Genomic DNA, 21,497 nt, shown 5'->3' with positions numbered 1-21,497 from the left:
ATACGACCTTAGGCGACCAGTGCTTTCAGCTTGTCGACCAGATCGGTCTTCTCCCACGAGAAGCCGCCGTCGACTTCCGGTTCGCGACCGAAGTGACCGTATTTTGCGGTGCGCTCGTAGATCGGCTTGTTCAGACCCAGATGCTCGCGGATCGAGCGCGGGGTCGCGCCACCGATCATGGCCGGCAGTTCCTTTTCAAGGATTTCCGGATCGATCTTGCCGGTGCCGTGCAGATCAACGTGGACCGACTGCGGCTTGGCTACGCCGATGGCGTAGGACAGCTGGATGGTGCAGCGGTTGGCAAGACCGGCAGCAACCACGTTCTTGGCCAGATAGCGGGCAGCATAGGCCGCCGAGCGGTCAACCTTCGTCGGATCCTTGCCCGAGAAGGCACCACCACCGTGCGGAGCAGCGCCGCCGTAGGTGTCGACGATGATCTTGCGGCCGGTCAGACCGGTATCGCCGTCCGGACCACCGATTTCGAAGATGCCGGTCGGGTTGATGTGCCAGACGGTTTCGTTGGTGATGAAGTCAGCCGGCAGGATGCTTTCGACAACCGGACGAACCACGCCTTCGACGTCGTCCTTCTTGCCCACCGCGTGCTGGGTCGAAACGACGATCGAGGTCGCACGGACCGGCTTGCCGTCTTGGTACTGAAGCGTGACCTGAGCTTTGGCGTCCGGCTCGAGGATCGAACCACCGGCGTGACGAACGCCAGCCAGCTTTTTCAGGATGCTGTGCGAGTAGGCGAGGGTGGCCGGCATGAGTTCCGGCGTCTCGTTCGAGGCATAGCCGAACATGATGCCTTGGTCGCCAGCGCCTTCGTCCTTGGTGTCGGTCGAGTCTACGCCCACGGCGATGTCTGCCGACTGGCCGTGCAGGTTGTTCTGGAAGGTGAAGTCTTTCCAGTGGAAGCCGTCTTGCTCGTAGCCGATCTCGCGCACGACGCGGCGGACAGTGTCCTCGATCTCTTGCTCGATGTTGCCGACCCAGCCGTTGTTTTCCCAGATGCCCTTGCCGCGGATTTCACCGGCCAGCACCACCAGTTGCGTGGTGGTCAGGGTTTCACAGGCTACGCGGGCTTCGGGGTCTTTAGACAGGAAGAGGTCAACGATGGCGTCCGAGATCTGGTCCGCGACCTTGTCGGGGTGACCTTCGGAGACGCTTTCGGACGTGAACTGGAAAGAAGAACGGGCCACGGGTCGGCTCCTGAATGATGCGATGCATGCAGACATATAAAGATATGCTTATACGTGCAAGTCATTGCCGACCCGTGACTGTCTTTGTCTGACCTTAACCGGCGGGCGGGGTTACGCGACGCCCGTCAGGGTAACGGATGAAACGGCGCTCATCAGGGTCGTGGGTATGGGCCCGCGTTGGCCACGGCCAACGACCATAACCCTCGCTCTGGTACTTCATGACCGTCTCGATCATTTCCTCATTGGTGTTGAGGACGAACGGACCACGCGCCACAACCGGGGCCTCGATGGGCTTGGATTGCAGCAACAGGATACGTACCCGCTGATCGCCATCGTTTCTGATGGTGGTCGCCCGCGAGGCATCCAGATTGGCGAGATGGTTCGCCGGCAGCACATTGCCATCAAAATTCGCCTGACCCTCATAGATATAGGCGCGTCGAAGAGCCTCCATGGATGCAGTCGGCAGCGTTATGCTGCCGCTCTTGTCGATATCGATAAGCCAGATCGCCAACTCGTTTTCGGGCTTCGATGCCCAGGAGTCCGTCGGCGGGGCAAGCGGACGCACATCGCCAAACGCACCGGCGATGGCAGTCACCTTGGTACCGTCTTTCTCGATGACGGGGATTTCCTCGGCCCAGAACATTTCAAAAGCCGGATTGGCCGACTTGCCCTCGGGAGGCAGGTTCAGCCAGATTTGGAACATCTCCATCGTATTGGGCTTGTCAGTGTTCACCAGCGGGAACATCTCGCCGTGCTCAATACCGCCGCCGGTGGTCAGCCATTGGACGTCGCCCTGCCCATAGCGTGCGCCAACACCAAGGGAGTCTGCATGATCGACATAGCCCTTCAGCACGATGGACACGGTTTCAAAGCCGCGGTGCGGGTGGGCGGGAAAACCCGGAACACGCTCGCCATGGTACATGCGCCAACCTTGCCCTTCCTTGGCGCGGTCCTCGGGCTTGATGCCCAAGCGACCATCACCGGCCGGATAATTATCGACGTGGTGAACGGCGAACAGAAATGGATCCAGCCCTTGCCAAGGGCTTTCCAGCGGTTTGGTGCTGATGACGCTTTGGGTCATGGTTGATCTCCTATGTTGCTTAATAGGTAATCAACACTGTTACCGTTTCAAGGGGCAAAAACGCCCCCGATGAGAAACCGGGGCGCAGAGCAGATATCGACTGATTAGCGTTCCGAGACGACCAGGGTGGCATCGGCTTCGTTCATGCGAACAACGCCGATCCAGACGTCATAGACACCGCTTTGCGGGCTGTTGAACCGATACTCGGCATCCAGATCACCAAAGCTGTCGTCATCGCAGTACCAACGACCGTCCGGACCATTGATGACCAGAGTGGTGTCCGCCGTCGATACGCTGCGGAAGATCAACGGACGACCGCCAGCCGTGTAATTTACGCGAAAGTCCGGCGGGGTGCCCACATTCCCCGTGCACGAGCCAGGAAGGCGCGAGGCATCGTTGGGGCCACCGCCACGGAAGCGGCGTTGAAGCGGATCACCGTTGTCGAACCCGGCGCTTAGCGTGGCTTCGCCAAAGGCGGGATTTCGCGAGGAATCCTGCGCTAGGGCAGGGGCAGCCGTCACAAGTGCGGCGACGGCAACAATCAGGGTCTTCATCATGGTGCGATCCAGGTCAGAGCTCTTGCCGCATCGGCAATCAAAGTTCCGGCCCGATCTCATCATCAGGCCACCCAGCAATCTAACGAAACCCCCTCCCTCAGATCAGCACCATGGATATGGGATAAGCATGCGCAACCACGCGATAAGATCTGCAATATTTGAGATACAAGTGGTGCCGCTTACGTGAAGCGGTAACGCGTAGGCCCTAATCCAATAAAATCATTGTATTTCATGGTTTTGATGGATTGTGCTGCTACCCTTTTTGTTGGGTCTCTGCTACCCCGCGGCGCATGTCGGACACCAAAGTATCGAAGCCCTTGCGGGTGCCCAAGCCGTTTAAAAGACCAAACTCCAAGAACTGGGGCATTAAGGTCAAGGTTCGTGTGAACGGTAAGGAGCGGCAGATATGGCGGTCTCTGGATACTGAAAGCGAAGCCGAAGCGAGACGCAGGGCTCCGGTGGTTGCGGCTGCGATCAAGGCCGAGCACCATCGGTCGAAAGCTGAGAAGAAGCTGGCTTCTAGTGGAGCTGGTGTCGATGAGGCGGCGCTTGAAGCGGACTTGAAATGGTGGACGGGTATCCGAGAGCCATCAGGTAGGCCGGGAAGGTTTGTCATACCTGAAGAGCACACAGGGGCGTGGCACGCGGTTATAGACCGGACACTGGGGCAACCCCTGCCCGTCCAAGAGGGGGATGAAACAGAGCGATTTGAGCCTGAGCGCGAAGCGGCGGCCCTGAAGCTCTCGGGCTTGGTCGAAGGGACTCGCGTACCCGTCGGCACTCACCTAGCCGACTACTTGTCGGAGAACGGCGACTTTTCGCCAAGCCATGTTAGCCGCGTCCGGATGTGCGTGGGGCTCTTGGAGAAGTGGCTGAAAGAAAACCACGGTGAGGATAATCTTCGACGTTTAGACGGCAGGACGGCTGAGGCTTTTCTTCGGGCGCACTCGGATGGTCGAGCGGTAACGACCGTGAACTCATATGTAACCGCGCTTTCCAGTTACTGGGATTGGATGGTTCGTCGTCATTGGGTGGGCGGTAACCCATGGCTTAGGCTCTCTCGTAAGAAGGTAAGCGGTGAGCTAAATGCCTCCAAGAGAGCGTTTAAGGATGCCGAGTTGTCTCAGTTGCTTGTGGCAGCACCTGAGGGGCCGCTTAGGGAGGCTATGCTGATTGGCGCATTGTCTGGGCTACGCATGACAGAGATTGGTCGCCTAACTGTGGGTGACGTGCGTGGAGGTAAGCTTGCTGTTCGGGTCAGCAAAACGAGGGCTGGCGTTCGTCGTTTCCCGCTTCACAGCGCGCTGATGCCTCTGGTGGAGCGGTTAGCGTCAGGGAAGACGGAAGATGCCTACTTGATCGACGGACTACCTGCGCCTGTGACGGGTCAAAAGCAGCGCGGTTACTCGCTGTCTCGGGACTTCAGAGACCTGCAAAGGGCTGTGGGCACCTATGACCGAAAAGACGGACGGCGACAGGCGGACGTGGATTTTCACTCACTAAGGCGATGGTTTGCGACCAAGGCGGAACAGGCAGGGCAACCACCGCATCTTATATCGGCGGTCTTGGGACATGCCGAAGGACGTAGTGCGATGGTCTTTAACTACTCTGACGGTCCCCTTCAGGCTCAACTGGCTACGGTCGTTGAGGCGGTGGTGTTGCCAGAGGGAGTGTCCGTCATCCGCCCCTAGGAAACTCGCTCAGGGAGATCAGTTGTTCGCGATGCTGAAAGGCCTTGGACAATTAACAGCCATCCTTGGAAGAAAATCAGCTGCAAGTCACCAACAGATGATCCAAAGGATGACCAGTGGAAAGACGATTACTAGGATAATATCGATATCAGGTTATCTATAGTGGCCCATAGACATCTTAAGGGGTCTTTTAAGTAGTTACGAATTGGTATTTTTCAAGTAGCTGTTTCAATTTATTAGTGTTGATTGTTTTTCGTCGTCTTATCTGTGGTCTCATATACTTGTGTCTGCGTTGTGGTCCTCCCCCCCCATGGGGGCGTATTGACCAAGGCGTGGGGCAAAGTCTGCTTGCAGGTCTTTGGGTACAAACTTCTTAATTGCCCCACGCCGCCATAGGCCATGGGTCTCTTGAGGCCTTTAACCTCGCAAGCCGTTTATGCCTGTTGGCGAGGAACTAAAGCTTGAAAGGCTTGGAGCAGTAGCGCTTGGCAATCGGCGATCTGCTTCGCGACTATCAGTGCTGCCTGGGTGATGTCGCATGAGAGTGCGTTCGTATCGAGTCCTCGTATTTCTTGGTCATGATCGGGGGTAATCCCGATTACTGGCAGAACTTCATCGGTGACCCACTGTAAGAGCGCTGCAGCTTCGGGTTGTCGTGAGCGGGCGATCACCTTGTGTAGGCCGCTTTCGGATATGACTACGGATCGTCCTTTGCCGCCAAATCGCGCGGGACTGATAATTTCAACTGTACGCTTCTCGTGTTCGTTAAGGTGATGGAGGTGTTTGCTGACGCCGCCGGAGATCGGGAGGTCCAAAGCTCGGCGGATATCCATGGCGGCAAACCAAGGTTGGCCATTGATCTGGATTACGCGGATGTCGATGGGTTTGTCGGCGGTGTGTGCGAAGGTGAAGGTGGTGGTGTTGGGCATGATGGGATTTCTCAAAAAGCGATGGGCGACAACGACTGCCGCCCCAAGGGTGTCGGAAAATCCCGAAGCCTCTTCTCTCTGCGTTTTTTGAACGGCGTTGTGTGAGAGTTGTCCGAAATGGGTATACTCATGGCGGACAACCAAAAAGTGTCCGATTAGGGTTGTATTGGCAATTGTCGGACGCTATGTCCGGCTAAGTTTTAAACCTTTTTGGACGCCCTTCATGCTGAAGACCCATCCAGACACATCAGTCACAGGACAGTTCACCATGGGGCTCATCTGATGGCGGTGGTCGGTTATGCCCGAGTGTCGTCCTACGGTCAGTCGCTAGAGGTCCAAGAGGAGGCTCTAAGAGACGCTGGGTGTGACAAAGTCTTCTCCGAGAAGGTCACGGGGACCACACAGGAAGGCCGTGAGGAGCTCGGTAGAGCTCTAGAGTACGTCCGCGAGGGGGATGTGTTCGTTGTTACCCGTATTGACCGTCTAGCGCGCTCTGTGAGCGATCTAGGTGTCATCGTGGATCAGCTGACTAAGAAGGGTGTCAGCTTCCGAGCGCTTCAGCAGGGCGAGTTCGACACCATGGCAGCTACGGGGCGCCTGTTTTTGACGATGTTGGGGGCTTTTGCTGAGTTCGAGACTGCCCTGCGTCGTGAGCGGCAGATGGAGGGTATCGCTAAAGCCAAGGCGGAGGGGCGTTATCGCGGCAGGCCTCGGTCAGTGGACAAAGGCCAGATACGCCGTCTCCATGCTGACGGGGAGAAGCCTGCCCTTATCGCCAAGGCGCTCGGTATTGCTCGCTCTACCGTCTATGATGCTTTGAAAGACTCTGTCGATTGACCGTGTTTTCGTGCCGGAGCTTAAGCACGTCTTGCCCCTGCTTTTTTGAGGGTTCTTATTTCAATACCCATTTCGTCCATGTGGATTGAAAAGTAATCGGATCTAACGTCTAGATTGTGTTTATTTCTAAAGGGGGGAAATATGGCTTGGCCAAGAAATAGATACACGGGCGTAGGCGGAGGCCTGTACACGGGCGGGGGTGGCGGTCTGTACACTGGTGTCGGAGGTGGGGCCTACACTGGAGTTGGCGGGGGACTCTACACCGGCGTAGGAGGGGGCCTGTATACTGGAGTTGGTGGTGGACTTTACACCGGCGTAGGTGGTGGTCTGTACACCGGACCAGGTGGGGGACTTTATACCGGCCCAGGCGGCGGTCTCTACACGGGGCCGGGGGGAGGGTTGTATGCGGGTCCTAGTGGGGGATTGTATACCGGCGCTGATGATAATCCATATGTGAGCAATCACCCACCGCTCCCTTGGCTGGTGCAAGCGCTAGAGCAAAGAGGTATGCATCGTATCGCTGATATATATCGAAGGGTTATGACCCCCTATGAAGTTAGATTGCTGCAAAACTTGAGATGAGCCATCGAGGAAGGGTGCTAGACGTTAATCTGGTATGAGAGGCTAATCCGCTTCTGCACACTATGGTTCAGCTGCAAAACAAGCTATACCATTGGTATGCAAGATGCTTCTTCTGTCCCTGCTCCGCAGTACTTTTTGTACATAGACGACAGTGGTTCCCGATTTTTAGACAGACTAGCGGTTGATGCAGACCGCGACCCCCAGTGGTTTACGTTGGGGGGTGTCTTGGTTCGGGAAGAAGACAAGCCAGCCTGTGAAACTGCGCATGCCGAGTTTTTGCTGCGGTGGCCCGAAATTATACAGCCACTGCATCTCACAGATATGCATAGCAGGCGAAAAGGGTTTGCTTGGTTAGACAGCGTAGCGAGCCAGAAACGCGGGGAGTTCTGGGCTGATTACCATGCATTAATTGCGGGCTTGCCGATTATTGCGGTGGGGTGCGTCGTTCATCGACCAGGCTATAGAGACCGTGGCTATGGCTCGCGGGAGGGGGATGCAAAATGGAACCTTTGCCGTACTGCGTTCAATATACTCATTGAGCGGTCAGCTAAGATAGCTCACGCAGAGGGGCGTCGTTTAAGGGTTCGTTATGAAGGCTCCGACAAAAAGTCTGATGGGGCCCTTAAAGAGTACTGGAGAGCTTTAAAATCTGCGCAAGGTCTCGGATTTAATGCTCAAAACGCGGCGAAATATGATCCCTTTCCGCCTGATGCCCTAGCAGCAACCCTTATAGATCTTGAAAGAAAAGACAAAAGATCGGTGTTGGTCCAGTTCGCCGATACATGCGCTTTGGCTATTTCAAAAGGCCGATACCAACCGGATTTCTCGACCTACGTCGCTCTCCAAAGTGGAGGACGCTTAGCTGACATATATGTTGGAGAAGAGAGAGCCGGAAGTGAAGGTATCAAGTACTCATGCTTCGATGGGCCATAGGTAGATACGACAAAGGCCGGGTTTCCCCGACCTCTACGCGGCCCCCATGCGGTGAACCTCTAGGCATTGCCTGAGTGCATAAATGCACACGGCTGGGGATAGTTCAATACCGACTCACGTCAATCGCGGACGCAATTGTAGGCGGAAGTCAACCTGTAACATAAAAGACTCATGTTATGCGAGTTTCTGGCTGCTACCCTTTGACTGCGAGGGCTGCTACCCCGCAGGGACTTTATGCAAGCCTATCCTGCTGAAAGCATTGAGCTTTTTAATCAGAGAAAAAAGTGGTGCCGCTTACGTGACTCGAACACGTGACCCCCGCATTACGAATGCGGTGCTCTACCAGCTGAGCTAAAGCGGCCCTTGATCGCGACAGGCGGTGCCTGTCCGGCGAAGAGGCGGGTTTATTATACGGCCAATCCTGAATTGCCAAGTGCTCTTAGCATGGCTTCTTCATCTGGATGATCGGCTACGGTGATGCAGACGCCTTGAAGCCCCGCAAAAGGCCGCGCTGCAGCATCTGATATGGCGATGACCGACATGGGAGCGGCCTTCTCCGAAAGCCTCTTTGCGAGGGTAGCGCCGGCGCGCGGAGAGTGGATCATGACGGCAGACAGAGCGTCGGGAATCGTCCCCTCTGATTCCACCGTCGAGTAGACTGGGAGACGAACGACCTCGTGGTTGGGCAATAATGCGGGAAGGTCTCCGGCAGGTTGCTCCGCGCCGGGCGCAAAGACCAGTCCGGAAGACATCCGCGAGGAGATCAGCTTGGCCAAGGCTTGGATATCGCCCGCTGCAGAATGCACTTCACTAAATCCAGCGTCCGAAGCTGCACGCGCGGTCGTATCGCCCACGCAATAGGCGGGGATGTGGGTATAGGCGGCCAGCCCGCTGCGGATAGCATCGACGGTATTGGGACTGGTCAGGGCTATGCAGGCGATGGCTGATGGAGCAGGCGCGCCGTCGAAAGCATCAGGGATCGGGCGCACTTCCAACAAAGGGCGCACCACGGGTTCATAGCCCAAGGCCGATAGGCGCGTGGCGGTCGCATGGGCACCGGGGAGGGTGCGGGTAACCCAGATGCGCCCGCCGCCGCTCATTCAGTAAGAGACCTTCTGATCGCCAACTGCGGCTTTGACCTGTTGTCCAAGTTCGATGCCCAGAGCACGGGCTTGGTCGTGGCTGCAAGAGGCGGAAACCGAGCCTGTGCGGGTCCAGCGCGATTGACCATCGGGCGACAACAGCTCGGTCGACACGATCATTTCCTCGCCGTTGATATGGGCAAACGCTCCCACGGCGGTTCGGCATGACCCTTCGAGCGCCAGCATGGCACCGCGCTCGGCGGCTACGGCCAGCGACGTAGGCGCATGGTTGAGTGCGATTGCCCAAGCACTGTCGGTGTCTTCGGCTCGGGTTTGCAAGGCCAGCGCACCTTGACCGGGGGCGGGGAGGAAGGCGTCGAGCGACAGGCGCTCAGTGATCACATCGCCAAAGCCAAGGCGGTTGAGGCCCGAGCAGGCCAGAAGGATGGCATCGAAATCACCTTCGTTCAGGCGGCGTAGACGCGTGTCGACATTCCCGCGCAACATCTCGATCTGCAGATCCGGCCGCGCGGCGAGGAGCTGCGCCTGACGACGCAGGGATGCGGTGCCGATTTTCGCGCCGTGGGGCAGGTTCATGAAGGTCTTGGACTTATGGCTAATAAAGGCATCACGCGGATCTTCGCGCTCGGGAATGGCAGCGATGGCCAGACCGGCCGGTTGTTCCGCAGGCACGTCCTTCATGGAATGGATGGCCAGATCGACACGGCCATCCAGAAGCGCTTCTTCAATTTCCTTTGTGAACAGAGACTTGCCACCCACTTCCAGCAGGCGACGGTCCTGAATGCGGTCCCCCGTGGTGACGATCTCGACCAGTGGCACCAGTGTCTCGATCTCGGGCTCGGGCACGCCCAGAGCGCGTCCGACGGCACGCTGCATCATGCCTGATTGGGCCAGAGCGAGCTTGGAGCGGCGGGTGCCGATACGAAGAAGCGGGGTCATAAGATAGCACCAGACATTGCGAAAGACGGGGTGGGCCGCTACCTCGACCCGATGAACACCGGCGCGAACTATATCAGCCCGACCAGCGGAGCAAATCGGACAGAGGGTCCAACGGTCGAAATTTCGACCGAAGTTCTAACTGTTCTGGGTTTGGAAACCAGCTGTGACGAGACGGCGGCGTCTGTCGTGCGTCTTGGGCCTGACGGCGCAGAGGTCCTGTCCAGCGTCATTCACAGCCAGATTGACGAGCACGCGGCCTATGGGGGTGTCGTGCCGGAAATCGCAGCGCGTAGCCACGTCGAGATGATCGATACGGTGACGCGGCAAGCTATGGCGCAGTCTGGCCTGGACTGGGATGCGCTGGACGGCGTGGCCGCGACGGCGGGGCCCGGTCTGGTCGGCGGGGTGATGGTCGGCCTGTCCTATGGCAAGGCGGTGGCGCTGGCGCGTGATCTGCCGCTGATTGCCATCAACCACCTTGAAGGCCATGCGGTTTCGGCGCGTCTGGGGGCCGAGACGGCCTATCCCTTCCTGCTGCTGCTGGTGTCTGGCGGTCACTGCCAGCTTCTGGAAGTGCGCGGCATTGGCGATATGAGCCGGCTGGGCACGACGATTGACGATGCGGCGGGCGAAGCGTTCGACAAGATCGCCAAGGCCATGGGCCTCGGTTACCCCGGTGGTCCGGCGCTGGAGAAGCTGGCGGCCAAGGGCGATGGTTCGCGCTATGAGCTGCCGCGTGCGCTTCTGGGGCGCAAGGATTGCGACTTCTCATTCTCGGGTCTGAAGACGGCCGCATCTCGTCTGGCCCAGACCTGCGAGACGGACCAGGACAAGGCTGATCTGGCCGACGCCGTACAAAAGGCCATCGCGCGCCAGCTGAAAGAGCGCACCGAGCGGGCGATGAAGGACTATCTGGAGCGCCATCCAGACCTGCAGTCGTATGATGCGGAGGCCGGTGCGGCCAAGGGCGGACAGCGTCTGTTTGTCGTGGCCGGTGGGGTGGCGGCGAACAAGACGGTGCGCCAGACCCTGACCGATCTGGCGACCAAATACGGCTTCGGCTTCTTTGCCCCGCCGATGGCCTTCTGCACCGATAACGCTGCAATGATCGCGCTGGCGGGGGCCGAAAGGCTGGAAAAAGGCTGGGTGTCGGATATGGATGCGGTGGCGCGTCCCAGATGGCCTCTGGACGAGGCGCGTGCGACAGTTGATCCTGTGCACAAGAAACAGGGCCGTAAAGGCGCCAAGGCTTAAGGCACGGCCCTCGCGGGGGGCGGGGCCAGCGGAGTGACTATGGAATTTAAAACGGCAGGTGTGATCGGGGCCGGTGCGTGGGGTACCGCCTTGGCACAAAGCGCAGCAGCCGCGGGCCTCAAGGTCAGGCTTCAGGCGCGCGAGCCCGAGGTGGTCGAGAGCATTCGTGCGCGTCACGTGAACGAAGCCTTCCTGCCGGGCGTCGAACTGGATGCGGGGATTACCGTAACCGCCGATCTGGCTGATCTCGCCGGTTGCGATCTGATTCTGGCGGTTCCGCCGGCCCAGCATATGCGCGCGACCCTGAAGGCGTTTGCGCCCTATGCGCGTGAAGGACTGCCGGTTGTGCTGTGTTCCAAGGGGATCGAGCGCGGCTCGCTGAAACTGATGGCCGAAGTGCTGTCGGAAACCATTCCGCATGCTACGACGGCCGTCCTTTCCGGCCCCAGCTTTGCGGGGGAGGTCGCGCGCGGCCTGCCCAGCGCGGTGACCTTGGCTTGTGCCGACATCGACATGGCTGAAAAGCTGGCGGCGGCCCTGTCGGGCCCTGTGTTCCGTCCCTACTACGCCGAAGACATCATCGGTGCCGAGACGGGCGGGGCGTTGAAGAACGTTCTGGCCATCGCCTGTGGCATCGTCGAGGGCCGCGAGATGGGCCGCAGCGCCCACGCCGCGGTCATCACCCGCGGCTTTGCCGAGATCGTGCGCGTGACCGAAGCTCTGGGCGGCAAGCCCGAGACGGTGACGGGCCTTTGCGGTCTGGGCGATTTGGTGCTGACCTGCTCCAGCCCGCAGTCGCGCAACATGAGCCTCGGCCTCGCTCTGGGTCAGGGCCAGACGGTCGAGCAAGCGCTGGCGGGCAAGCGTTCGGTGGCCGAAGGCTATGAGAGCGCTCCGGCTGTGCGTGAACTGTCGCGCAAACTGGGCGTCGATACCCCGATCATCGAGGCTGTGGCTGCTGTGCTAGCGGGCGAGACGACGGTGGATGCCGCCATCGAAGACCTGCTGACCCGTCCGCTGAAGCCTGAGCGCGAATGAGCGAAGAGGCGGCCGCCCCGGAAGAGCGCAAACGGGTCTGGAAAACACCCGCCAATGTGACCTTGTGTCTGGAAAGCGATCTGGCCGACCCCGGATCGCGCGGCTTCGTGCTCCAGATCGGCGATGCCTTCTTCCACGGCTTTGTCGTCAAGAAGGATGGCGAGGTGGCCGGATGGGTGGACCGCTGCCCACACGCAGGCTTTCCGATTGCGGTAGAATTCGACCGCTATCTCAGCCGTGACGGCGAGCTGATCCTGTGCGGCTGGCACGGGGCGGTGTTCGAGCCGATCAGCGGGAAATGCGTCGGTGGCCCGTGCGCGGGGGGCAAGCTAACCCCGTGGCCCGTTCAGGTCGTCGACGGCTTCGTAAAGACGGCCTAGGTCTTGATGCCCAGACGGCGGGCGTTTTCGGTCGCCCGCGAATGGATCGGGCGCAGCATGGCGACCTGACCTGTCAGCATCTGGTTCCAGATCGTCAGGCCATCCATCACCGACTGGCCCATAGCTTCGCCCAGCCACGCGCCAGCGTCGTGGATGTCTGAAGCCTTACCCAGTTTGTCGACGGCCAGATCCATTTGGCGCTTGGCCAGATCGGCGGCGGTGGCGGCCACATCGAACGCACTGAGACAACCCGCGACGGCCGAGGCAGCGGCTGCCTCGACCTTTTCGGGGCCCATGACGCCCATCTCGGAAAGTCCGGCCTGTCCCGTCATGCCTAGGCGCTGGTTGACCACATAGACCGAGGCCTCTGCCGTCTCGAGACCGAGACGGTTGAGGGTATCCAGCGATTTGAGGACGGAACGGGCCGGATGTTTCATCAGGCGACCGGGAGGACTTCGGTGGCGAAGGCCGTCACATCCTCGATCAGGGCCGGAAGCGCCTTGTCGATGATCTGCTGGCCCTTTTCAGGTGAAGCCTGAGCAGGATCGGAGCCAATACGGCCATCAGGGAAGCGGGCGCGATAGTCATTGGCGTCGCGGATCGGGCCGTTCGGGGCGATCTTGGGCTCATATGAGGCCGTCTTTACGCGCTCCGGATAGGCAGCATAGGTGACGGCGATTTCCGACGGCGTGGCGTGCGAGCCGTGACCAACCGGGAACATGTCCTCGCAGAACTTCTGCACGCCCGGCAGGTCCCACCAGTTACGCAGCTTGAGGATGAACGGCGGACGCTCGGCCCACGGCTCCGGTGTGAACGACCACTCGGCATAAATCTCGGCAAAGGCGGCTTCGATGGTGGCGACATTGCCTCCGTGGCCGTTGAGGAAATAGATGCGCTCGAAACCATGACGGGTCAGCGACGATACCCAGTCTGCAATCGCGGCCATGAAGGTCGACGGGCGCAGGGTGATGGTGCCGGGGAAGGCCAGATGGTGCTGGGCCATACCGATGTTGAAGGTCGGGGTGACCACGATGTCTTCGTTGGTCTTTTCGGCGGCGTGGGCGATGATTTCAGGGCACAGCCAGTCGGTGCCCAGAAGGCCGGTCGGGCCATGCTGCTCGTTCGAACCGATCGGAACGATCACCGTCTTGGACAGGACACCGCCCGACTTCAGACGCGCATCGATTTCAGGCCAGGACGAAAGATGGATCAGCATAAATAGGCTCCGCAGGGCTGGCGGCCGTCGCCAGCTTCAGATGGGACGGGTGTAGGCCAATCTGCCCCGAAAGGCCAAACCCATCTCAGAGGCTCGGCGAATAGGCCCTCACAAAGCGGATTGCGGCTTCGCGCGCATGGGCTTTGGCATCATGGTCCATCGGCTGGAGCCCGAGGATCAGGCGAAAGTGGGAGTGACCCATCACCATGCCCACGAATATTTCTGCGGCCTCTGTAGGGTTGGCTACGTCCAGCAATCCCCTGGAATGCTGCTGACGCAGCCATTCGGCGATGCGCGCCAGACTTTGGCTGGGGCCGGCTTCGAATACGGCACGCGCAAGATCGGGATCATCGCGCGCAACCAGCGCCAAGGCTCGCATATGCTCCGAACTGCGGTGGTCCAGCGCGCGCTCGATGAGCCCCTCGGCTACGCCCGCCAGCGCCTCGACCGGCGACATGTCATTGTCGAGCGGGGCCGTTATCGCCAGTGAACGCTTGCTCAGAAGGGCGCGGGCGATTTCGCTTTTGCAGGAAAAGCGGTTGTACAGCGTCTGTTTGGAGACACCCGCGGTGCGGGCGATCTCGGTCATGGTCGCGCGGGGGCCTTTGGCAGCGAAAAGATCGATCGCTGCCTGAAGAATGGCATTGCTCTTGTGTTCGTCGACCTGACCGGGGGCTCTGGGCACTAGTGCACCTCCGAAGGTGGTTGTGCTCCGCCCGGTTTGGCGGGGCGCGATAACAGGGTCACAAAGGCCGCAAAGGCACAGGCCACTGCCAACAGGGCAAAGGCGTCACCGAAGGCCAGCGTCGTCGCTTCCTTCTGGAACATGCCAGAGACGGCTTTGAGTGCCGAGGCGTGCGGATCGACAGAGTCCGCAAAGCGCTGGGCCATGGCATCGATCATCTGGCGCATCTGGGTGTTTGTCTGGTCCACCGCACTGGTCAGCTCGACCATGTGGCGGGCAGAGTTCTCGGTCAGGCTGGTGTTCAACAACGCCAGACCCATGGCACCGCCGACGTTACGTGACAGGTTCACCAATCCAGAGGCATTCTTGACCATATGCGGGGGCAGGGTGATCATGGTTACCTGTTGAGAGGCGATCATGGCGATCATCACGCCGGCCCCTCGCATGGCCTGCACGCCAGCGAACTCCCAGAAGCCCCAGTCACCGGTGACATAGCGCGCGTCCCACATGCCCCATGCGGCCATCATAAAGCCGGTGAACATCAGGATGCGGGCATCAACCTTGCGCACCAGGCGGCCGACGAACGGACCGACGGCAAACATGCTGAGGCCCGACACAATCATGGTCGTGCCCACTTCGGCAGCGGAATAGTCCCGCACCCGCGACAGGAACAGAGGCATCAGGAACGAGCCGCCGAACAGGGCTGCACCGACGATAAAGGTCATGATGACGCCGACCACAAAGTTGCGGTTGGTAAAGGCCCTGAGCTCTACAATGGGATTGCTGGAGGTGAGGGACCGCCACACGAAGACGGGCCCGGTGATGGCCACGACCACCGTTAGCAACAGGATCAGGTCGTTCGCGAACCAATCCTCCTTGGCACCCTCTTCCAGTATGAACTGAAGGCACATCAGGAAGACCGCCATCAGAGCCAGACCGATCCAGTCGAATCCCTTGGCCAGCGACATGTCCCCTTTGTCAAAATTGGCATAGCGGCCGACAAGGAACAGCACCAGCAAGCCGGGGAAGACGTTGATGAAGAACAACCAGCGCCAGCTCAGCCACTCGGTTAAATGTCCGCCGAGCGTTGGTCCAATGGTTGGAGCCAGCGTCACGATCAGGCCCATGATCACACTGGCAGTCACGCGCTTTTCAGGCGGGAAGGCGGTGAAGGCGACCGCGAAAACTGTCGGGATCATCGCGCCGCCGACAAAACCCTGAATGGCGCGGAAGAAGATCATCATCTCGATGGATGACGACAGACCGACGGCGACACTGGTGACGAGAAAGCCCAGGCAGGATGCCAGAAAGACCTTTTGCGTTCCCCATAGGCGCGACAGGAAGCCCGACAGCGGGATCATAACCACTTCGGGGATGAGATAGGCGGTCTGGATCCAGCTGATTTCATCCGCCGACGCGCCGATACCCGCCTGGATCTGCGACAGGGATGCGGCGACGATCTGGATGTCGAGAATGGCCATGAACTGACCGATCACCATGCCGGCAAAGCCGAGCATGAGGACCGTCCAGTTTACGGGCGCAGCCTCTTCCTTGGCGACGGCGTCGGTCATTTGCGTGCAGCGGTTTCCGGCTGGCTTTGCAGGTCCACGGTCGCATGGACCGACAGACCCGGACGCAGTTGGGTCGCTGCAGCGTTCTCGATGGCGATGCGGACGGGCACGCGCTGGGTGATCTTGGTGAAGTTGCCGCTGGCGTTTTCTACAGGGATAAGGGCGAATTCCGCACCTGTGGCAGGGGCAAAGCTGTCGATGCGGCCAGCGATTTTCTGGTCCGGGTAGGCGTCGGCCTTGATCTCGACCTTCTGGCCAAGGCGCATGCGGCCCAGTTGGGTTTCCTTGAAGTTTGCCACGACATAGACGTCGCTCAGCGGCACGACAGACATCAACGGGCTACCGGCCTGAACGACCTGACCGACGCGCACACCGCGCGCGCCGACCACGCCCGCTACTGGTGCACGGATTTCGGTACGCTCCAGCGCCAGCTTGGCTTTTTCGACCATGGCGCGCGCCTGATCCACCGAGGCCGCAGACTGCTGGCGGGCCGATTGCAGAACGGCGAGGGTGCGTTGTTCGGCTGTCAGTGCTGCGCGCGCTTCGGCGACACCGGCCTGTGCGTTGTTCACGGCGGCCCGTTCGGTGTCCATGCGCTGGGTCGAGACCCAGCCCTGTTCGGCCAGTCGGCCGTAACGCTGGCTCTCTTTCTGGGCGAGTGTGGCCTGGCTGTTGGAGCGGTCAACCGCAGCGGCGCGGGCGGCGATGGCCGCCTGCTGCTGGGCCATCTGCGCATCGACATTGCCGACCGCCGCCAGAACAGCCGCCAGATTGGCTTCGGCTTCGGCCAGAGCGGTACGGGCATCGGCATCGTCCAGACGGACAAGGACCTGACCAGCCTCTACGCGCTGGTTGTCGCGAACAAGAACCTCGACGACCGAACCGCCGATGCGCGGCGATACGGCCACCACGTCGGCCTGCACGAAGGCATTATCGGTTTTTTCCCAGCGTTGCTTGCTGATCCACCAATAGGTCCCGCCAACAATCAGGCCGAGACCCACCACGATGGCAAGGATAAGGGGCAGGCGCTTACGTTTTGCAGCAGCACTCATGAAAACCGTCGTCTCAATCGGGGAGGAAGAGAAAAATGGACGCGAAGTCTAAAAATCAACTGAAGTGATTTGTCCAGCGCTTCTGCTTCAAATTGTCGCATCCAAAAGGAGCGCTGGCGTACGCTTGAAATGCGTCCGCGTCAAAGGCATGGGTGCGTGATGACAGAGCGAAAGCCCACTGCCTCGCGTATCGTCCGTGCAGGCCTTACTCCTTCAGGACCGGCCAAGCGGTCACGACAGCCGAAAAAGGCACCTGTCGGCGTGATCGTGCGCTGGCCGCCCACCAAGGCCAAGGTCGAGACGGTATTCGAGCGCCTGTCGGGGATTATGCCCGATCCCAAGACCGAGCTGGATTTCGTTAATCCGTACACTTTGGTGGTCGCGGTCGCTCTGTCGGCGCAAGCGACCGACGTCGGCGTGAACAAGGCCACCAAGAACCTGTTCGCTGTGGCTGACACGCCCGAGAAGATGCTGGCGCTGGGAGAGGAGGGGCTAATCCCGCTCATCTCCTCGATCGGGCTTTACCGGACCAAGGCCAAGAACGTCATCGCGGCAGCCCGTATCCTCGTGAACCAACATAACGGCGAGGTGCCGCTCAACCGCAAGGACCTGCAGGCTCTGCCGGGCGTGGGGCGCAAGACGGCCAGCGTAGTCCTCAATGAGCTGGGTATAGAACCGGCTATTGCGGTCGACACCCATGTGTTCCGCGTCTCGCATCGACTGGGCCTCGCCAATGGCGCGACGCCGGACAAGGTCGAGGATCAACTCCACCAGGTGGTGCCCAAGAAGTGGCTGCCCAAGGCGCACCACTGGCTGATCCTGCATGGCCGCTACACCTGTCTGGCGCAGCGGCCCAAATGCGGGGCCTGTATCCTTGCCGATATCTGCCCCTCGCGCGCGAGTTTCGCCGATTAAATCCGCGCTTTGACGGCGGCGGCGAACCGGGCACCGGCCGCTGGGTCCGAGGCCAGATAGAAGTCAGGCTCCACCAGTTCGGCCTCCATCAGCACCCAGTCTCCGGCCTCGGTCTGGGTCATGTCGATGCGGGCATAAAGCAGGTCATCGTCAAACTGACCGAGGACTTGCTCGGCCAGCGCCAAGGCTTCCGCCGGAGCAGTTCCCAAGGCCTGATATCGACCACCGTACTGAACCTGAATGCGGAACTCGCCTTCGCTGCCAGGACGTTTATTGACGACGTGGCTCAGCTTGCCACCAAAGAACAGCAGCGACGTTTCGCCAGCGGTTTCGATCGACGGCAGATAGGCCTGGATCATCGCCGCGCCCTGCGGGGCATTGATCATTGCGGTTGTCAGATCGTCGCCCCGCTGGACCCGCAAGGTCCGCCATGCACCCGCCGAGATAGTGGGTTTGACGATCAGTGTGTCAGTGCCCAGCGCGTCGAAGGCCTCGGATACCGCCTCTTCACTGACCTGATCGACAAACAATGTCGCGGCCATCGGGATGCCGGCATCGCGTAGGCCCTTCAAATAGGCTTTGTCTGAGTTCCAGCGCAGGGTGCGCGCCGGATTGGCCACCGGCAGACCCTCTGCGTCCCATAGATCGCAGGCGCGGCACCAGTCTGCATAGTCCGTGTAGTAGCCCCAGGTCAGAAGGGGCAGGATCATGTCAAACCCGCGCAGCCCCTCCACTGACTGGACGTGGTCGGTCCACGGTGACGTCGATACCTCGAAACCGGCAGGCATAAGTGCCTCTTTCAGGCGCTCGAGCACCTGTGGCCATTGGCTGGCATAGGACGGGTCGGACGGGGAAGGGGTGAGAACAACGATCTTGGCCATAGTCGGCCTTATGCACCGGTGCGGCGCGAAATTTGAATTTCAAATCTGCAATGTGGCGCGGCGTTCTTAGGGACGCTAAGGGATTTGCATGACCCAAACCCCTTCTTTCGCCAATGGCGCCCGTTTCGATGTGTGCGCGGTGGGTAATGCCATCGTGGACGTTCTGGCTCCGTGCGAGCATGGCTATCTGACCGAGCAAGGTCTGGTCGCAGGCTCCATGCAACTCGTCGATGAGGCCCAGAGTGCGGCACTTTACGAAACCATGGCACCAGGCGTTGAAGCTTCGGGCGGCTCCGCGGGCAATACGGTGGCTGGTGTTGCCTCTTACGGTGGCCGCGCCGCCTATATCGGCAAGGTTGCCAAGGATCAGTTGGGCGATGTGTTCAGCCACGACATCCGCGCGGGCGGCGTCCATTTCGACACGCCAGTTCTTGAGGATGGTGCCGGTACCGGTCGCTGCCTGATCAATGTCACCGATGATGGCCAGCGCACCATGTGCACCTTCCTCGGTGCCGCCAACCAACTGACGGTTGCAGACATCGATGAAGCCCTGATCGCTGACAGTGCCGTCGTCTATCTGGAAGGTTATCTGTTCGATCCGGCTCCGGCCCGTGCGGCTTTCGAAGCCGCCGCCGCCGCCGCGCACAAGGCAGGCCGCAAGGTTGCTATCACCCTGTCGGACAGTTTCGTGGTTCACCGTTGGCGCGCCGAACTGCTCGCCTTCATCAAGTCGTCTGCCGACATCGTACTGGCGAACGAGGCTGAACTTTCGGCCCTGTTCGAAACCGAAGACTTCCATGCCGCCGCCGATCAACTGGCCGCAATGGTCGAGATCGCTGCGGTTACGCGCGGCGAAAAGGGCTCGGTGATCATCGCCGGGACAGAACGCCACGCCGTGCCGGCATTCCCGGTCGAGAAAGTTCTGGATACCACCGGAGCCGGTGACCAATACGCTGCAGGCTTCCTGCTGGGTGTCGCACGCGGTCTGCCGCTGGCTGATGCCGGCAAGCTCGGCTCGCTGGCCGCTTGCGAAGTGATCGCGCACTGGGGCCCGCGCCCGCAGGCGTCGCTGGCCGATCTGGCCAAGGAAAAGTCTCTCGCCCTCTAAGGCGACCGGTTGCGGCGGCGGGCGTTTCACACGCCCGCTTGCCGTGAGCGCCCGGGCCAAGTAATCGCTGCGATATGTTTGGTCTCGCAAATCCCGACAAATTCATGCGTTTCACTTCACCGCTTATGCCGGTGTTGTGGCTTCTGGCTGTCGGGTTGCTGGCGTTCGGGACGTTTCAGGCCTTCGCCGTCCCCGAGGACTATCAGCAGGGCGATACCGTCCGCATCATGTTCATCCATGTACCCGCGGCCATTGTCGGCCTAGGGGCCTATGCTGCGCTGGGTGTCTCCAGCCTGTTTGCGCTGGTGTTTCGCCATCCGCTCGCCGATGCCGCAGCCAAGGCGGCGGCGCTTCCGGGCGCAGCCCTGACGGCACTGGCCCTGATCACCGGCTCGTTGTGGGGCAAGCCGATGTGGGGGACGTGGTGGGTGTGGGACGCCCGCCTGACCTCGGTGCTGGTGCTGTTCCTGTTCTACATCGGCTATATGGCCCTGCGCTCGTCGATCGACGACGAACAGCGCGCATCGCGGGCCGCTGCGGTTCTGGGTCTGGTCGGCCTCATCAACCTGCCCATCGTGAAATTCTCGGTCGACTGGTGGAATACCCTGCACCAGCCGGCTTCGCTTATCCGCTCGGGCGGGACTTCGGTCGATCCCGTCTATCTGCCGGGCCTTCTAGCCATGATTGCGGGCTATGGCCTGTTCTTTGGCGCAGTGTGGGTGACGGCGATCCGTACCGAGGTGCGCCGTCGCCGCGTTCTCGCCATGCGCGCCCGCGCCGCCTTCAATGCCTGATCGGAGAGACTGAAGATGCTCGACTTCGACATGGGAAAATACGGTGCCTTCGTCTGGCCCGCCTTTGCCATCACCGCACTGGTTTTTGTGGCGCTGGCCGCCCGCGCTTTGATTGAGGCCCGTCGCTGGAAGTCGGAACTGGCGCGGGTTGAAGCCAAGAAGGTGCGTCAATGACACGCTGGATGGCCCTGCTGCCGATTATCGCTCTCGTCGCGCTGGGCGGTTTTCTGGCGTTCCAGATGAACCGGATGGCCAATAGCGGGCAGGGTGCTGAATATCGCCCTGCCGCGCTTGTCGGCAAACCTGTGCCGGAGACGGTGCTGCCTTTGCTGGAAGGCGCTGCGGTTTCCGACAAGATGCTGGATGCCAAGACCGCCGCGGTCGGCAAGCCGGTGGTGCTGAACGTTTTTGCCAGTTGGTGCGCGCCTTGCCGTCTGGAGCATCCGCAACTGATGGCGCTGAAAGCACAGGGCGTGAAGGTCATCGGCATCGCCTATAAGGACGATCCGGCCAAGACCCGTGCCTTCCTGGATGAACTGGGCGATCCCTTCGACGTGGTTCTGGTCGACCGCGAAGGTCGGGCGGGGCTGGATCTGGGTATATCGGGCGTGCCGGAAACCTTCGTCATCGACGCGTATGGCACCATACAGCACAAGGCATCGGGACCGATCATCACGGATCAGGATCGCGCCGAACTGGTGGCAGCGTTTCAAAAACGCTGACCGAAACACGGTGAATGCGCCGTTAACCAT

At 60.2% G+C, this 21,497-nt stretch carries 23 protein-coding genes and 1 tRNA gene; 11 read left to right on the top strand and 13 right to left on the bottom strand.

The features are described from left to right. Positions 1-8: 8 nt before the first annotated feature. The 3 genes from metK to LOX95_RS01470 form a co-directional block, all read right to left on the bottom strand. Complete coding sequence (gene metK, locus LOX95_RS01480; RefSeq protein ID WP_242912517.1) at positions 9-1,199, bottom strand: methionine adenosyltransferase; 1,191 nt, start codon at positions 1,197-1,199, stop codon at positions 9-11. Between the two features lie 94 nt (positions 1,200-1,293). Further along, positions 1,294-2,280: a pirin family protein gene (locus LOX95_RS01475; RefSeq protein WP_242912516.1), complete on the bottom strand. Its 987-nt coding sequence runs from the start codon at positions 2,278-2,280 to the stop codon at positions 1,294-1,296. A 104-nt stretch (positions 2,281-2,384) separates the two neighbouring features. Further along, entirely contained in the window at positions 2,385-2,837 is a 453-nt protein-coding gene (locus LOX95_RS01470; protein ID WP_242912515.1) for a peptidase S1, read from the bottom strand. Between the two features lie 290 nt (positions 2,838-3,127). Between LOX95_RS01470 and LOX95_RS01465 the strand changes: the two genes are divergently transcribed. Further along, entirely contained in the window at positions 3,128-4,528 is a 1,401-nt protein-coding gene (locus LOX95_RS01465; RefSeq protein ID WP_242912514.1) for a tyrosine-type recombinase/integrase, read from the top strand. Between the two features lie 434 nt (positions 4,529-4,962). On the opposite strand, the gene LOX95_RS01460 is transcribed toward LOX95_RS01465, so the two are convergent. Continuing rightward, positions 4,963-5,457: a BRO-N domain-containing protein gene (locus LOX95_RS01460; RefSeq protein WP_242912513.1), complete on the bottom strand. Its 495-nt coding sequence runs from the start codon at positions 5,455-5,457 to the stop codon at positions 4,963-4,965. Positions 5,458-5,739: 282 nt separating this feature from the next. On the opposite strand from LOX95_RS01460, the gene LOX95_RS01455 reads away from it, so the two are divergent. Further along, entirely contained in the window at positions 5,740-6,294 is a 555-nt protein-coding gene (locus tag LOX95_RS01455; protein ID WP_242912512.1) for a recombinase family protein, read from the top strand. A 678-nt stretch (positions 6,295-6,972) separates the two neighbouring features. After that, the gene (locus LOX95_RS01450) at positions 6,973-7,809 is read left to right on the top strand and encodes a DUF3800 domain-containing protein (protein WP_242912511.1); all 837 of its coding nucleotides are present in this window, start codon (positions 6,973-6,975) and stop codon (positions 7,807-7,809) included. A 285-nt stretch (positions 7,810-8,094) separates the two neighbouring features. Here the strand turns inward: LOX95_RS01450 and LOX95_RS01445 are convergent. From LOX95_RS01445 to hemC, 3 genes are all read right to left on the bottom strand, one after another. Beyond that, positions 8,095-8,170 (bottom strand) — tRNA-Thr (locus LOX95_RS01445). A gap of 46 nt (positions 8,171-8,216) precedes the next feature. Beyond that, positions 8,217-8,909 (bottom strand): uroporphyrinogen-III synthase, encoded by a 693-nt coding sequence (locus LOX95_RS01440; RefSeq protein WP_242912510.1) that lies wholly within the window; start codon positions 8,907-8,909, stop codon positions 8,217-8,219. After that, complete coding sequence (gene hemC / locus LOX95_RS01435) at positions 8,910-9,851, bottom strand: hydroxymethylbilane synthase (RefSeq protein ID WP_242912509.1); 942 nt, start codon at positions 9,849-9,851, stop codon at positions 8,910-8,912. It abuts the gene before it with no gap. Positions 9,852-9,902: 51 nt separating this feature from the next. Here hemC and tsaD point away from each other — a divergent pair, with 51 nt between their 5' ends. From tsaD to LOX95_RS01420, 3 genes are read left to right on the top strand one after another with little or no spacing between them, the layout of a single operon-like run. Next, positions 9,903-11,105, top strand: a complete 1,203-nt coding sequence (tsaD, locus tag LOX95_RS01430) for a tRNA (adenosine(37)-N6)-threonylcarbamoyltransferase complex transferase subunit TsaD (RefSeq protein WP_248286845.1) — start codon at positions 9,903-9,905, stop codon at positions 11,103-11,105. A 39-nt stretch (positions 11,106-11,144) separates the two neighbouring features. Further along, complete coding sequence (locus tag LOX95_RS01425; protein WP_242912507.1) at positions 11,145-12,143, top strand: NAD(P)H-dependent glycerol-3-phosphate dehydrogenase; 999 nt, start codon at positions 11,145-11,147, stop codon at positions 12,141-12,143. Further along, positions 12,140-12,523 (top strand): Rieske (2Fe-2S) protein, encoded by a 384-nt coding sequence (locus LOX95_RS01420; RefSeq protein WP_242912506.1) that lies wholly within the window; start codon positions 12,140-12,142, stop codon positions 12,521-12,523. Before LOX95_RS01425 ends, LOX95_RS01420 begins: the two co-directional genes overlap by 4 nt. Here LOX95_RS01420 and LOX95_RS01415 read toward each other — a convergent pair. From LOX95_RS01415 to LOX95_RS01395, 5 genes are all read right to left on the bottom strand, one after another. Further along, positions 12,520-12,960, bottom strand: a complete 441-nt coding sequence (locus LOX95_RS01415; RefSeq protein WP_242912505.1) for a hypothetical protein — start codon at positions 12,958-12,960, stop codon at positions 12,520-12,522. The two genes, LOX95_RS01420 and LOX95_RS01415, sit on opposite strands and share 4 nt — an antisense overlap. Further along, positions 12,960-13,739: a creatininase family protein gene (locus LOX95_RS01410; protein ID WP_242912504.1), complete on the bottom strand. Its 780-nt coding sequence runs from the start codon at positions 13,737-13,739 to the stop codon at positions 12,960-12,962. Before LOX95_RS01410 ends, LOX95_RS01415 begins: the two co-directional genes overlap by 1 nt. Positions 13,740-13,824: 85 nt before the next feature. Beyond that, positions 13,825-14,424, bottom strand: a complete 600-nt coding sequence (locus LOX95_RS01405; protein WP_242912503.1) for a TetR/AcrR family transcriptional regulator — start codon at positions 14,422-14,424, stop codon at positions 13,825-13,827. Continuing rightward, positions 14,424-15,995, bottom strand: a complete 1,572-nt coding sequence (locus LOX95_RS01400) for a DHA2 family efflux MFS transporter permease subunit (protein WP_242912502.1) — start codon at positions 15,993-15,995, stop codon at positions 14,424-14,426. Before LOX95_RS01400 ends, LOX95_RS01405 begins: the two co-directional genes overlap by 1 nt. Beyond that, positions 15,992-17,047 (bottom strand): HlyD family secretion protein, encoded by a 1,056-nt coding sequence (locus tag LOX95_RS01395; RefSeq protein WP_242912501.1) that lies wholly within the window; start codon positions 17,045-17,047, stop codon positions 15,992-15,994. Before LOX95_RS01395 ends, LOX95_RS01400 begins: the two co-directional genes overlap by 4 nt. A gap of 159 nt (positions 17,048-17,206) precedes the next feature. Here LOX95_RS01395 and nth point away from each other — a divergent pair, with 159 nt between their 5' ends. Then, complete coding sequence (nth, locus tag LOX95_RS01390) at positions 17,207-17,962, top strand: endonuclease III (protein ID WP_242912500.1); 756 nt, start codon at positions 17,207-17,209, stop codon at positions 17,960-17,962. Here nth and LOX95_RS01385 read toward each other — a convergent pair. Next, the gene (locus LOX95_RS01385) at positions 17,959-18,843 is read right to left on the bottom strand and encodes an ATP-grasp domain-containing protein (protein WP_242912499.1); all 885 of its coding nucleotides are present in this window, start codon (positions 18,841-18,843) and stop codon (positions 17,959-17,961) included. The genes nth and LOX95_RS01385 overlap by 4 nt on opposite strands. Positions 18,844-18,931: 88 nt before the next feature. Between LOX95_RS01385 and LOX95_RS01380 the strand changes: the two genes are divergently transcribed. The 4 genes from LOX95_RS01380 to LOX95_RS01365 all read left to right on the top strand — a co-directional run bounded on the left by LOX95_RS01380 (position 18,932) and on the right by LOX95_RS01365 (position 21,467). Then, positions 18,932-19,951, top strand: coding sequence for an adenosine kinase (locus LOX95_RS01380; protein WP_242912498.1), 1,020 nt, complete (start codon positions 18,932-18,934; stop codon positions 19,949-19,951). Between the two features lie 74 nt (positions 19,952-20,025). Further along, entirely contained in the window at positions 20,026-20,745 is a 720-nt protein-coding gene (gene ccmC / locus LOX95_RS01375) for a heme ABC transporter permease CcmC (RefSeq protein ID WP_242912497.1), read from the top strand. Between the two features lie 15 nt (positions 20,746-20,760). Then, positions 20,761-20,919, top strand: a complete 159-nt coding sequence (ccmD, locus tag LOX95_RS01370) for a heme exporter protein CcmD (RefSeq protein WP_242912496.1) — start codon at positions 20,761-20,763, stop codon at positions 20,917-20,919. Continuing rightward, positions 20,916-21,467, top strand: coding sequence for a DsbE family thiol:disulfide interchange protein (locus LOX95_RS01365; protein ID WP_242912495.1), 552 nt, complete (start codon positions 20,916-20,918; stop codon positions 21,465-21,467). Before ccmD ends, LOX95_RS01365 begins: the two co-directional genes overlap by 4 nt. Positions 21,468-21,497: the final 30 nt, after the last annotated feature.

The sequence above is a fragment of the Brevundimonas pishanensis genome (assembly GCF_022750635.1).
Lineage (GTDB): Bacteria > Pseudomonadota > Alphaproteobacteria > Caulobacterales > Caulobacteraceae > Brevundimonas > Brevundimonas pishanensis.
This window is presented reverse-complemented; position numbering and strand designations above follow the sequence as displayed.

Excerpts from the sequence above, each read along its gene's own strand:
- LOX95_RS01475 (WP_242912516.1), bottom strand. The coding sequence starts at position 2,280 with ATGACCCAAAGCGTCATCAGCACCAAACCGCTGGAAAGCCCTTGGCAA.
- LOX95_RS01470 (WP_242912515.1), bottom strand. The coding sequence starts at position 2,837 with ATGATGAAGACCCTGATTGTTGCCGTCGCCGCACTTGTGACGGCTGCC.
- LOX95_RS01465 (WP_242912514.1), top strand. The coding sequence starts at position 3,128 with ATGTCGGACACCAAAGTATCGAAGCCCTTGCGGGTGCCCAAGCCGTTT.
- LOX95_RS01460 (WP_242912513.1), bottom strand. The coding sequence starts at position 5,457 with ATGCCCAACACCACCACCTTCACCTTCGCACACACCGCCGACAAACCC.
- LOX95_RS01455 (WP_242912512.1), top strand. The coding sequence starts at position 5,740 with ATGGCGGTGGTCGGTTATGCCCGAGTGTCGTCCTACGGTCAGTCGCTA.
- LOX95_RS01450 (WP_242912511.1), top strand. The coding sequence starts at position 6,973 with ATGCAAGATGCTTCTTCTGTCCCTGCTCCGCAGTACTTTTTGTACATA.
- LOX95_RS01440 (WP_242912510.1), bottom strand. The coding sequence starts at position 8,909 with ATGAGCGGCGGCGGGCGCATCTGGGTTACCCGCACCCTCCCCGGTGCC.
- hemC (WP_242912509.1), bottom strand. The coding sequence starts at position 9,851 with ATGACCCCGCTTCTTCGTATCGGCACCCGCCGCTCCAAGCTCGCTCTG.
- tsaD (WP_248286845.1), top strand. The coding sequence starts at position 9,903 with ATGAACACCGGCGCGAACTATATCAGCCCGACCAGCGGAGCAAATCGG.
- LOX95_RS01425 (WP_242912507.1), top strand. The coding sequence starts at position 11,145 with ATGGAATTTAAAACGGCAGGTGTGATCGGGGCCGGTGCGTGGGGTACC.
- LOX95_RS01420 (WP_242912506.1), top strand. The coding sequence starts at position 12,140 with ATGAGCGAAGAGGCGGCCGCCCCGGAAGAGCGCAAACGGGTCTGGAAA.
- LOX95_RS01415 (WP_242912505.1), bottom strand. The coding sequence starts at position 12,960 with ATGAAACATCCGGCCCGTTCCGTCCTCAAATCGCTGGATACCCTCAAC.
- LOX95_RS01410 (WP_242912504.1), bottom strand. The coding sequence starts at position 13,739 with ATGCTGATCCATCTTTCGTCCTGGCCTGAAATCGATGCGCGTCTGAAG.
- LOX95_RS01400 (WP_242912502.1), bottom strand. The coding sequence starts at position 15,995 with ATGACCGACGCCGTCGCCAAGGAAGAGGCTGCGCCCGTAAACTGGACG.
- LOX95_RS01395 (WP_242912501.1), bottom strand. The coding sequence starts at position 17,047 with ATGAGTGCTGCTGCAAAACGTAAGCGCCTGCCCCTTATCCTTGCCATC.
- nth (WP_242912500.1), top strand. The coding sequence starts at position 17,207 with ATGACAGAGCGAAAGCCCACTGCCTCGCGTATCGTCCGTGCAGGCCTT.
- LOX95_RS01385 (WP_242912499.1), bottom strand. The coding sequence starts at position 18,843 with ATGGCCAAGATCGTTGTTCTCACCCCTTCCCCGTCCGACCCGTCCTAT.
- LOX95_RS01380 (WP_242912498.1), top strand. The coding sequence starts at position 18,932 with ATGACCCAAACCCCTTCTTTCGCCAATGGCGCCCGTTTCGATGTGTGC.
- ccmC (WP_242912497.1), top strand. The coding sequence starts at position 20,026 with ATGTTTGGTCTCGCAAATCCCGACAAATTCATGCGTTTCACTTCACCG.
- ccmD (WP_242912496.1), top strand. The coding sequence starts at position 20,761 with ATGCTCGACTTCGACATGGGAAAATACGGTGCCTTCGTCTGGCCCGCC.
- LOX95_RS01365 (WP_242912495.1), top strand. The coding sequence starts at position 20,916 with ATGACACGCTGGATGGCCCTGCTGCCGATTATCGCTCTCGTCGCGCTG.